Below are 12,138 nucleotides of genomic sequence, written 5' to 3' on the forward strand. Positions count from 1 at the left end.
ACGCAGATTTCCCGCAAGAACCGTCTGTTTGCCCTGCTTTTTCAGCCGTTGGAGGTCCTTTTTGACCTTCTCGGCAAGGAACCTTCCGGTATGGGACCGGGTGCTCTCCATCACCTGGGACACGGTCCCGGCCGCGACCAAATCTCCACCCTCCTCGCCGCCCTCGGGTCCCAAATCGATGATATGGTCGGCGGTCTTGATGACGTCCAGATTGTGTTCGATGACCACCACGCTGTTCCCGGCTTCCACGAGGCGTTTCAAGACCACGATCAAATGGTGGACATCGGCGAAATGCAGGCCCGTCGTGGGTTCATCCAGGATATAGAGGGTCCGTCCCGTGCTCCGCTTCCCGAGTTCCGTGGATAGTTTGACCCGTTGGGCCTCCCCACCCGAAAGGGTCGTGGCCGCCTGTCCGATCTTGATATAGCCCAAGCCCACGTCCCGGAGGGTCTCCAGGATGCGGTTGACCTTCGGAATGGCAACGAAGAAGGGCAACGCCTCGCTGACGCTCATCCCCAGTATCTCGGCGATGTTCTTTCCTTTGTATTGGATCTCCAAGGTTTCCCGGTTGTAGCGCTTCCCTTTGCAGACCTCGCAAGGAACATAAACATCGGGCAGGAAGTGCATCTCGATCTTCAATACCCCATCCCCTTCGCAAGCCTCACAGCGGCCACCCTTGACGTTGAAGCTGAAACGCCCTTCCTTGTAACCACGGGCCTTGGACTCGGGCAGTTGGGCGAAAAGGTCCCGGATATGGGTGAAAAGGCCCGTATAAGTGGCCGGATTGGACCGGGGCGTCCGACCAATGGGTGATTGGTCGATCTCGATCACCTTGTCGATATGGCCCACCCCATCGAGACTTTCATAGCCTTCAGGTTTCATCCGCAATCCGTAGAGCTGGTGCAGGAGCGCGGGGTAGAGGGTCTCCATGACCAAGGTGCTTTTTCCGGAGCCGGAAACACCCGTCACGGCCACCAGGCATCCCAGGGGGAAATGGACCGTCAGGTCCTTCAAGTTGTTCAGGCGCGCGCCCTTGAGGACCAACTCCTTTTCGAAGGGAAATTCCTTGCGGGAATTGACGGGGATATGCTTCTTCCCGGAAAGATATTGTCCCGTCAAGGACCGGGGATGGGCCAGGATGTCGGACAAGGAGCCGGATGCCACCACTTCTCCGCCCTCCACACCGGCCCCGAGCCCCATGTCCACGATGAAATCGGCCTCTTCCATGGTGTCCTCGTCATGCTCGACCACAAGGACCGAGTTGCCAATGTCCCGGAGGCGCTTCAAGGTATCCAGCAAACGGGCATTGTCGCGTTGATGAAGGCCGATGGAAGGTTCATCCAGGATATAAAGGACCCCGACCAAAGCGCTCCCGATCTGCGTGGCCAAATGGATACGCTGCGCCTCACCGCCTGAAAGGGTCGCGGTCATTCGGTCCAGGGTCAAGTAATCCAAGCCCACGTTCTTGAGGAACGATAAGCGGCTTTTCACTTCTTTGAGGATCTGCCCGCCCACCGCCATGGACTTCGCGTCGAACTTGAGCCCCTCGAAGAACTCCAGGCACCTTTTCACCGAGAAACGGGTCACATCAATGATGCTCATTCCCTCGATCGTCACAGCAAGGCTTTCCGGTTTCAACCGGGTCCCCTTGCAGGACCGGCAGGGTTTACTGATGAGGAAATCCTCGATCTCCTCGCGGATGGATTCCGAATCGGTCTCGTGGAAGCGCCTTTCCAGGTTCGGGATCACGCCCTCGAAGGGACCCCAAAATTTCTGGCGGTAGGTCCCTTTCTGGACCCGGAACTCGATCTCCTCTTCGGTCCCCAAAAGGATGGCCTTCCGGACCTTCTCGGGAAGTTTCTTGAACGGTACATCCTGGCGGACTCCAAAGTGCTGGCAGACCCCCTCGATCAGGTTTTGGTAATAAAGGGCCCGGGGGTTGGCGTAAGGAAGGACCGCCCCCTCCTGAATGGACTTTTCCGGATCCAGGACCAGGGTCTCCTCGGCCTCCATCTTGTAGCCCATGCCCGTGCAGGCCGGACAAGCACCGTGGGGATTATTGAAAGAAAAACTCCGGGGCGCCGGTTCCTCCAGGCTCAAGCCACAATGCACACAAGCGAAATGTTCCGAAAAGAGGTGTTCCTCTTCTTTCTCCCCGGATCCGACCAGGACCTTGACGACCCCCTCCCCATGCTTGGAAGCGGTCTCCAGGGAATCGGCCAACCTCTTGGCGATCCCATCCTTCAACACCAGCCGGTCCACGACCACTTCGATGTCGTGCTTCTTGTTCTTTTCCAGTGGGATGTCCTCATCCAAGGACAACAGCTTCCCATCCACGCGGACCCGGGCGAACCCGTCCTTGCGGACCTGGTCGAAGATCTTCTTGTATTCGCCTTTCCGGCTCGAAATGAGCGGCGCCAGGATGTGGAGTTTGGAACCCTCCGGGAACCCAAGGACCCGGTCCACGATCTGCTGGATGGTTTGGCGGCTGATCGTGCGTCCACACTGGGGACAATGGGGGGTCCCCATCCGCGCGAAAAGAAGCCGGAAATAATCGTAGATCTCGGTGGTGGTGCCCACCGTTGAGCGGGGATTGCGGCTTCCCGCCTTTTGCTGGATCGCCACCGCAGGGGAGAGACCCTCGATCAGGTCCACGTCGGGTTTTTCCATCAACCCCAGAAATTGTCTCGCGTAAGCCGAGAGGGATTCCACATAACGGCGCTGGCCCTCCGCATAGAGGGTATCGAAGGCGAGCGAGGATTTCCCAGAACCCGAAACCCCCGTGATGACCACCAATTGGTCACGGGGCATCTCCAACGAAACATTCTTCAGGTTATGTTCGCGGGCCCCGCGGACGACGATGCTGTTTTTTTTCATGGCTCCCCGGTTCTTGGACAAAAAACGAAGGAGGCATTATTACGTCACGAAGGGGCATTTTTCCAGGGGTGTGACCCCGGGGAGATCACTGGAACTGACTGGCCGCGCCGGTCAAGCCCTGGTTCCGCAATCCATTCAGGCGCTGCAATTGGTCATCGGAGACCGTGAGAGGCTTGCCGGGCAAGGCCTTGAGGGTCAGGGTGAAGAAGACCTTTTCGCCTAACAGCGGATCGGAAGTGTAATTGATCTGAGCCACCCAATCGTGCAAGTCCCGGAAAAGGCTGATGCTGCGGGATTGGAACCTGGAATTGACCAGGTCGTAATTCTCGATCATTTCCAACCGATAATTGGTGAACAAAGCCATATCCACCTGGGCCCCGAAAGTGAATGTCTTCGGGAGCCCTTGGGTGACCGGTCCCTGGTTGGTGAAGTTCGGGTCCACGAAGTTTCCCGTCAACCCGACCCTCCAAAAGTCATGGGGGCTGCGGACGTTCAGGAGGCCGTTAAGGTCCTTGAGACCGTTGGCCTGGATCGAATAGTTCCCAAAAAGGCTCAGGTCCAGGTAATTGGAGGCGGTCCAATAGAGTTCCTGATGGAGATAGCCGAACCGGGCCCCATCGGTGGGTACTTGGGCGTTGAAATCGAAGGAGGTGCTGGTGGCCTCCCGCAAGGTTTGACCGAAATTTCCCTCCAGCCTGCCCGAAAGGAGGTTGGCGGTAACGCCCGTCGGAAGGTCCAGGGGAGACCGGTTGTTCAGCTTCTGGGCAAAGGTATAACTGAAGTTCGAATTGAAGAATTCGCCCCACCGTGAGGTCCAGGTGGCCTGCAGGTTCACCCCATGGGTTTCCCCGGCGCTCCCGGGCCCGATCGTGACCCCGACGTCCGAGACATCCTGGAAGGATTCATTCATGGCCACACGGCCATAAAAGGTCTGGGTCGGGTCCACGAGCAGGCTTTGGCTCAAGCCCAGTTCTCCGGTAAGGTGCGAGACATAAAAATCGTTGGCCCGGGTGTAGGTATGGTCCCCTTGGCCGGTCAGGTCATACCTGAGGATGTCCCGGCCGAACAAGGGACGGGGGAAGAGGCTGAAATTGAGCTGGGGCAGGGTCTGGAGGTTCTGCTGGAAATGGTATTCGCTCTGGGGCGGGGCCGAAAGATCGGCCGTTTCCTGGCGCCTGGCCGAAAGCCCGAGGGTATAGGACGAATTGCCATAGGTGGCCGAGAGATCGTATTCACGGAAGGAAGAGACCAGGCTCGGGTCACGCTTCGCCACCAGGTAATCACTGCTGAACAACCCATCGCCGGGAACATCCACCTCCAAACGTCCCTGGAGGTTCGAGGACAAGGCCCAAAGGCCCCTGGCGCGGCCTTCCCATCGGAAAAGACCGTCATCCTTCTCGGGGATCCCGTAACCATAAAGGGAAAGGACCGAAAAATCGTCCAAGGCGACTTCGTGCCGAATTCCCAATCCAAAACCCTTCTTGAAGAAATAATCGGTATAGAGGGCGCCATAGCTCTTGGGATTGAAAAGATAATTGGTCGTCACGAGGATATAAGTCCCCAGGTAATCCGTGGAGCCGGTGGACACGGAAAAGGGCGTCTTGAGGTCGTGAATGGTCCTGACGAAGAAGGGAAAATAAAAGACCGGCACCTTGCCGATGTAAAAAACAACGTTCTCAGCCACCAGATAATCCCCCGAATAGATCGTGATCTTATCCGCTTTCATGTGATAGTGCCGGTATCCCTCGGCGTAATCGCAGGTGGTCGTTTCGCAATTCTTGATCACGATCTTCTTGTCGTAGATCTCGATCTCCTCCCCCGTGGAGATGAAGGGCGGGGCTTGGGTCTTGATGTGGGTGGCCTTCCCTTCCCTCGTCCGGAGATTGTAGGTCAGCCGCTGGGCCTCGATCTCTTGGGTCTCGTCCTGCCAAACCACGTTGCCCTGGGCCAGGATGTCCTGCGCCTGGGTGTCGTACCGGACCGATTCGGCATAAAGATGGACCGACCCCTGTTGGATATGGACCTTTCCCTTGGCCACGACCAGGTCCTGATCGCGGAGATATTCCATGTGGTCCGCCTGGATGTGGACCTGGGTCCCCAACGAGAGGGACAGTTCCGCCCAGGACCGCGCCGCGCCCCATAAGCTCACCGAAAGGAAGACCGCCACCCAGGTCCGCCGGATCTTTTTTTTCCTCATGGCTCCGGCACCGCCTTGGGGCGTTTCAAGAACTTGGGCCAAAAACCGACCCGGTGGTAAATCCAATAGACCAGTCCTAGCCCAATGAACATCAAGACCGCGTTCGGGAGCCAGCAAGCCACCCAGGGGGTCACAAGCCCCACCGGCCCGCTTTCCTGGGCGAAAAGCACGAATCCGTCGTAGATGGCCACCAGCACCACCGCCAAGACCGGGCCCAGGATATGCCCCGAACGGATCAGGAGGCCCAAAGGAATACCGATGAAGGCGAAGGCCAATGCGGAAAAGGGCAAAGAGAACTTCTTCTGGAATTCCAGTTCGTCATAACGGCTGACCGATCCGGCCTTTCTTTCCTCCTGTAGCCTTTGGGACAATTCGGAAATCGAGATGTTCCGGGCATCCTGGAAATTGACGGGACCAGGCGGCCCCTTGCGGGCCGTCAGGTCCAAGAGGCAGCCTTTGAATTTCATCTGGAGGAATTGGTCCGCGAAGATCCGGCTTCCCGTCCCGACCTGCTGGAGGACCCCTTCCCCCAGGTCGAGGAACTCATGGAAGGTGCCCGGGTCCTGGCGCAAGGTGCCCTCCTGGGCATGGATCAATCGATAGGGGTGGTGGGTGGCGTCCAGGAAGAGGACCGTGACCCTTTTCAAAAGGTCCCTTTTGTCGTCCTTGTCGCCCACATAGAGCAAAAAGCCGTCGAAGTCGGGGATCAAGACCCTTTCGCGGACCAGGATGGCGGAACGCTCGGCCAGAATCCTTCCATTGAGCTTGATGAAGGAAGTATTCCCCCATGGCAGGACTCGGTCCATGAAAAGGACCAGGAACACGCTCAGGAAGAAGGCCAGCCCCATCATGGGCCAAAGCAGGATGGAAACAGAGAACCCGGCGGATTCCAGGGCCATGGCCTCCCGGTCGGCGCTGAACCGGGTATAGGCCACCAGCAATGCCGTCAGGAAACCGATGGGGATGACCAGGACCAGGAAGCTGGGCTGGATGTAAAGCAACAGGCGCAGGCAATTCCCGAACCCCGCCTGATATTTGAAGAGGTAGTCCAAGAACTCCCGGAGGAAGAAAAGAAGGTTGAGGACAAAAAGCCAGATCCCGGTGGCGACGAGGAAGACCGAAGCCACCGAGGAAAGGCAATAACGGACCAAAAGGGGCATTCCCTTTTCCTTCGGTCAAGATATCCCGGGAAAGGCCCAGGACCTGTTCCCTTGGCAGCCATCGGCCCAGGAAAAAGGAAGTCCTATCTTAGACGAATCCAAGGGAAAAAGAGGACCCCCGACCTAGAGGGTCGGAACATCCTGAAGATAACCCGATGAGGCGGACGTATGGACAGCCGGAAGCCCCAGTTCGCTCGCATGGGAGGTCGAAGGCTGGACCTGGGCCGTGGGCGAGGCCCCGAAACCGGGAGGAAGGCCCATGTCCGGAGGCAGGTTCGAGACGGTCGGATCGAACGATGACCCCATTCCAGGGGGGAGGGAATTGTCCATGGAAGGGGGAAGATTGTTCCCCGCCACCATCGAAGGAGGCATGCCCCCGTCGTCCATCGGCGGGAGTCCGCCGGGGCCGCCCGGAAGATCGGACGGAGCGGGCGGGAGATTATTGTTGGCCACCGGCGGCAACCCGGAATCGAATGTCGGCGATGGCATCATCCCATTGTCCATCGGGGGCAATCCATCCGGAGAAGGCGGGAGGCCCGCCATGGTGGAATCCGGAAGACCGTTGTTGGCGACCGGGGGCAATCCATTGTCCGGCAAGCCCGCAGGCGGAAGGCTGTTATCCATAGGAGGCAACCCACCATCGGTCGGCGGGAGACCAGCGACCGGCGGAAGACCATTGTCCATGCCAGCAGGAGGTAGCCCGTTATCGGCGCCAGGCAAAGAGGCCATTGGGGACGGTGGAAGTCCATTGTCCATCCCGGGAGCGGGCGGGAGACCACTATTGTCCATGGGAGGTAATGCATTTGGATCGCCTGGCAAACCGGCGGAAGCCAAAGGCTCAGGCCCCATCGGAGGCAAACCGCTTTGCGGCAAGCTCGGGGCACCCGGATTGGGTGGCTCTCCCCCGGGAAGCGGCGGAAGGCTCATGTCGCTGGACGGGCCAGGTCCACCGGGTAAAGGAGGCAGCGACGAATCGGAACCCGGGGCCGGCGGCAAAGTTCCAGGAGCGGACATATCGCCCCCGGGCAAAGGAGGCAACCCGCCGTTGTCCATCGGCGGCCCCAAAGGCGGCAAGGCAGAATTGGAATTATCCCCACCCGGGAGTGGCGGTAATCCCCCGTTGTCGGCCGGTGCTCCGCTAGGCATCGGCGCACCATTATCGGCGCCCGGAAGCGGAGGCAGTCCCCCATTGGAACCATCACCGGACAAGGGCGGCAACATGTTCCCGTTATCCTGCCCGGTCGGTAGGGGCGGCAAAGAGGAATTCGAGGAGGGCATGGGCCCAGCCGAACTATCGGTCGGCAAAGGAGGAAGGCTGTTGTTGGAAGAAGGAGCGCCATTGGACTCGCCCGGCAAGGGCGGCAAGGATGGAGAAGCGGAAGGGCTTGTCCCTTCACCCGGCAAAGGCGGTAAGCTGGGTTGCGAAGAAGCGGAGGGGGCCAAAGGCTCGACCGCCCCCACTTTCCCTTTGGCCCGGCGCGGAGCGTTCATCGCCGTAGCACGATGGTAACGCTTCATGTTGGGGTAAGCGAAAAGTTTTCCCGGCAGACGGCTTTGGATCTCGGAGTTGAGTTTTTTTACGATCAGGTTATTGGTCGGATCGACCGTCAACTCCATGAATTCGAACGAGGAAGTGTAACGCTGGGAATCGACCACACGGATGAACCCGACCGGTTCACCGCCCGGAGTGAAGATGGCGAAAACATCGTTCTTTTTGACCCCCGCCAAGTCCCCAATGTCGATGTAGTTCCCGCTGTATTGACGACCGGGTTGGTCACGAAGGGCGATGATGTTCCCGCCGATGAGGGTCCGATTGTCGAAGATCTGCCTTTTCAGCATGTTCCGGGTCTGCACGGAGAACGGAAGATCATCCCCAGTGGACGGGGCCATTTGATAGGAGGAATAACCAAAAAGGGATGTGCCGGCGGAAGCCGTTAACAGGAAGAGCCAAGCCGAAAAGGACCGATGCATAGGCACCTCGAGGGTGGGAATGATGAGGCTTTGGGAACGGCATTCATGATAATCGAAAAACAACGAACATAAAAACACAAAAAGCCGTGGGCTGGGCAGCCGGTGGATATCCGAGGACTGATGGTCCGGAAATAGAAAACCCCCTTCCAACAAAGGCTGGAAGGGGGTTCGAGAGCCCGGTTTAACGGCTTACAATCGGGTGATCAACGAAAGGTAATGGATCCCGCCGATCGAGTTGCTGACGAAGGCATAATCGATCTCGAACAAATAGGCCCAGACACCCACCCCCGCCGAAGGGGTGAAGTTATCATTATCGAATTGAAGCCCCTTGCTCATGACCCCGCCGCGAACCGCCACGAATTGGCGGTACCAATATTCCACTCCCAAATGATAGTTATTCAGGGCTTGTCCGGCATAAAGGGTATCGGCGTCAAAATTGACCGAAAAAGTGCTCACCGGGACCGGGGCCTCCCCTTGGTTGCGGCGTTCGCCCAATTCCTGGGTGTAGGAGATACCAAGGGTGGCGCTGGGCTGCAGGACCTGGGTCGGGTTCGTGGCGGTGTTTTGCCAGGTGATATAGGAACCACCGGTATAGTCCCGGGCGATCAATCCGAACGAGAGTTCTTTGATGGGCTTGAAAATGATACCGATATCGGAACCAAAACCGAAGGCCGAGGCCGTGTAAGCGTCGGTTTTCAGGAGTTTAATGGTCCCCCCGATGGCGAATTGCTTGCTCAGTTTCCAACCGCCGGATAAAAGGGCAGCCTGGTCGGTATAGGTCGTCTGGCCCAGAACGGTGGGACTGTTGCCGGTGATGTCGATCCCGCTGACACCCAAGCGCATATAGCTCAAGGCATAGGAACCGGCCGATTGTGTATTGAAGGCCAGATTGATGAAGTCATAGCTTTGCAGGTCGTTCTGGGTGGCGTGCATCGTGGTGATCTCGATGTCATCGATCAAGGCCAACCCGGCGGGGTTCCAAAAGGCCGCCGTGGCGTCATTTGCGGCTGCGGAGAAGGCCCCGGCCATGGCCAGGGGGCGGGCCCCCGCTCCCTTGGTCAGGACTTCCGCGGCATAATTGGTGTCATCCGCAAGGGCGACCCAGGGCCCGGTCATGATCAATGTCCCCAAAAGGGCCGCCATCTGAAAACGTTTCGAAATCAAGGCTTTTCTCCTCTCCGCAAAGGTTATGAAAATTTGCGGCGTTTCGTTCGAGTAAAAAAAGTCTAACAATGGGGTTTGGAAAAGACAACTTGAAAACCCTTTAAACAGGGCCCTTTGGGCTCGTTAAACCGTCAGTTCGGGTCCCCGATTCCGACCTCTGGGCGGAAAGTGTCCTAGGGCCAGGATGATCGTCCTTGTCGCCGTGAACCATGTCCCTTCTTGTAACCTCGACCGTGATTTTCACTTAATTCCTGTTCGTCGGAAGACAAAGCCCCTTTGATTGACAAGACTTTTGAGGCCTCGATATAGTTTCACCGCCTTTGCGATCGTTCGGAACTTTCAAGGAGAATCCTGAATGCCCGAGACCAAAACTTGCGCCAATTGCGGCGCCAAGAATCCCAGTTCGAATAATTTTTGCGAGCAATGCGGGGCCAAACTCACCGGTCAAACCGAAAAGAACCAGCCCAAATCCCAGTCGTCTTCCAAGCAAGCTAAAAATATCCCCGTCGGGACTGCTCCCCTTCGGGAAAAAGCCCCGTCCCTTCCCCTGAACCGCTCCGGCCTATCCATTTCCTGGATGGCCATGGCTTACACCGTCCTGTTGCTCATCGCCGTCTTCACCCGGTTTGACCACTTAGGTAACAAACCCCATCACCATGACGAAAGCATGCATTCCGCTTATTCAGCCGAGCTCTTCCAGGACGGGAATTACAAATACGATCCCATGCTCCACGGACCTTTCCAATTCCACGGGAACGCACTGATGTATTACCTCTTTGGCGTCTCTCCCGCCACTTCCCGCTTCTTGGCAGCCAGCTTCGGCATCCTCACCGTTGTGCTGGCCATGTTACTGGGCCCCTTTCTCGGCCGTTGGGGGGCTTTTTTAGCCACTCTCCTGATCGTCATCTCCCCCAGTTTCATGTATTTCGACCGATTTACCCGGGAGGACGCCTATGTCCTGGGTGGGACCTTCCTTTGGGTCGTTTTCCTTTTTCGCTATTACCGCTCCCGTCTCCCATCGGACCTCTGGTGGGCGGCTTTGGGCTTCGTCATCGCCTTTTGCACGAAGGAATCCATCTTCATCACCATCGCGGTCCTGGGCACTTACCTCTTTATCCGTCTCTTGCCCTGGCTTGACGTCCTTATCGCGGGCGGCTTGACCGCTTTCGGCATGAGCATGACCCTAGTCCTGGAGAAAGGGAACCCCGCCCGGATGCCGGTCCTGATGCTCTGCCTCGCGGCGGCCTTCGCCTATACGGTCGTCCAGATCGCAGTGCGTTGGATCGAATACACCAAGAAGCCCAAGTCCGCTCCGCCCGTCTGGGATATGTTGCTCGGCTTGGAAGCGGGGGCCATCCTTTGGGAATTGGTCGCCTATGGCCTCTGGTGGGTCCTGGCCATTTTGGTCCTCCGGATCTGCCCGCACTTCGGCATTTCCGTTCCGCTATTCTTCTCGGCCCTTTTGCTTTTCTCTTACTTCGGCCTTTTGATCCGTTTCGGTTGGCTCTGGCTGAAGAACGTTTCCCCCGCCCTGACGGGTTCCCTCTCCATCTGCAGCATCATTTTCACTTTGCTCTTCACGACCTTTTTCACCGTCGGAGCCGACCAGGGTGATCTTTGGAGCCGGTTCCACGAATTGCTGGAAGCCCTTTACCGGGGCGCCTTTGGGGGCCTCGAATATTGGTGGGGCCAGCACGACGTCCACCGGGGGGACGAACCCTGGTTTTACTATCTTCTACAGCTCCCGGCGAACGAAATGGTTTCCTTCCTTTTCTCGTTCATCGGCATCCTTTACTACGGCTTCTTCAAAAGACAGAACATCCCTCTTTTCCTGGCCTATTGGTATGTGGGCTCCTTGGCCCTTTTTTCCTGGGCCGGGGAGAAGATGCCATGGCTGATCCTCCACCCCCTATTGCCTTCCCTCCTCTTAAGCGCCTATTTGGTCGGACAGGCGGTGGAATCGGTTCCCGCCGGTTTCTTTGGCCGTACGGTCCGGACCGCGATCTTCTTGGTGTTCGGGCTTTTGACTTCCTATTCCCTGCACTCGGCGGTGCTCCTGAGCTTCTATCACGAGTCCAACCCGGTCGAATCCTTGGTCTATGTCCAATCCGGGCCGGACTGCCTGGAAGTGGAGAAGATCGTGCGGCGTATTTCCTACGGGGAGACCGGCGGTCCGAACCCCGAGGCTCCTGCGGGCATCTCGGATGGGGAAAAGGCCTTTCATGACGGCCTGGCCCTGACCATCGAGTCCACCTGTTCTTGGCCTTTCGCCTGGAACTTCAGAGATTTCCCCAAACGAAACCACCCCGACCACATCACCATGGCCGACAACCCGATCATCCTGACGGGCGTGGAACTGGATCACGAGTCCTATCCCATCCTGAGCACTGCGGGCTATGTCAACCGCAAGTACAAGTTACGCACTTGGTGGATCCCTTCCTGGTACAAGAAGGGTTACCCCGCCCCGCCGATCACCTTGCCCACCTTCCTTTCCTGGCTCGGTTCGAACTTCCTGCCGTTCGGAACCGCCAAACCCGATATGGTGGACTGGAACGACCTGAAGAATTGGATCCTTTACCGGAAAGTCTGGTCCGACCTGGGGAGCATGAACATGCGCTTATGGGTACGCAAGGACCTGGCGGAAAGATATGGTTTCACCGGGACCGACCGGACCGACATCCCGTCCGACTTCCCCCAGCCGCTCCCCGCCCCCGAATCCCCTATGGAAAAAAAGGGTAAAAAACACCGTTCCGGGGAATGACCTCCTCG

General features: G+C 57.8%; 6 protein-coding genes. 1 reads left to right on the forward strand and 5 read right to left on the reverse strand.

Annotated features, from left to right (window positions below):
- The 5 genes from uvrA to VHE12_09215 form a co-directional block, all read right to left on the reverse strand.
- On the reverse strand, positions 1-2,877 hold a 2,877-nt coding region (uvrA, locus tag VHE12_09195; GenBank protein ID HVZ80957.1), incomplete at its 3' end, for an excinuclease ABC subunit UvrA.
- 85 nt (positions 2,878-2,962) lie between these two features.
- A complete protein-coding gene (locus VHE12_09200) occupies positions 2,963-5,074 on the reverse strand; it encodes an LptA/OstA family protein (GenBank protein ID HVZ80958.1) in 2,112 nt (703 codons plus the stop codon).
- A complete protein-coding gene (locus tag VHE12_09205; GenBank protein ID HVZ80959.1) occupies positions 5,071-6,234 on the reverse strand; it encodes an LptF/LptG family permease in 1,164 nt (387 codons plus the stop codon). Before VHE12_09205 ends, VHE12_09200 begins: the two co-directional genes overlap by 4 nt.
- 123 nt (positions 6,235-6,357) lie before the next feature.
- Positions 6,358-8,205: a hypothetical protein gene (locus tag VHE12_09210; protein HVZ80960.1), complete on the reverse strand. Its 1,848-nt coding sequence runs from the start codon at positions 8,203-8,205 to the stop codon at positions 6,358-6,360.
- Positions 8,206-8,394: 189 nt separating this feature from the next.
- Positions 8,395-9,369, reverse strand: coding sequence for a hypothetical protein (locus VHE12_09215; protein ID HVZ80961.1), 975 nt, complete (start codon positions 9,367-9,369; stop codon positions 8,395-8,397).
- A gap of 355 nt (positions 9,370-9,724) precedes the next feature.
- Between VHE12_09215 and VHE12_09220 the strand changes: the two genes are divergently transcribed.
- Positions 9,725-12,130, forward strand: coding sequence for a flippase activity-associated protein Agl23 (locus VHE12_09220; GenBank protein ID HVZ80962.1), 2,406 nt, complete (start codon positions 9,725-9,727; stop codon positions 12,128-12,130).
- Positions 12,131-12,138: the final 8 nt, after the last annotated feature.

It is taken from the genome of bacterium (genome assembly GCA_035549195.1).
In the GTDB taxonomy this organism is placed as follows: domain Bacteria; phylum Oederibacteriota; class Muellerivitia; order Muellerivitales; family Muellerivitaceae; genus DASZRK01.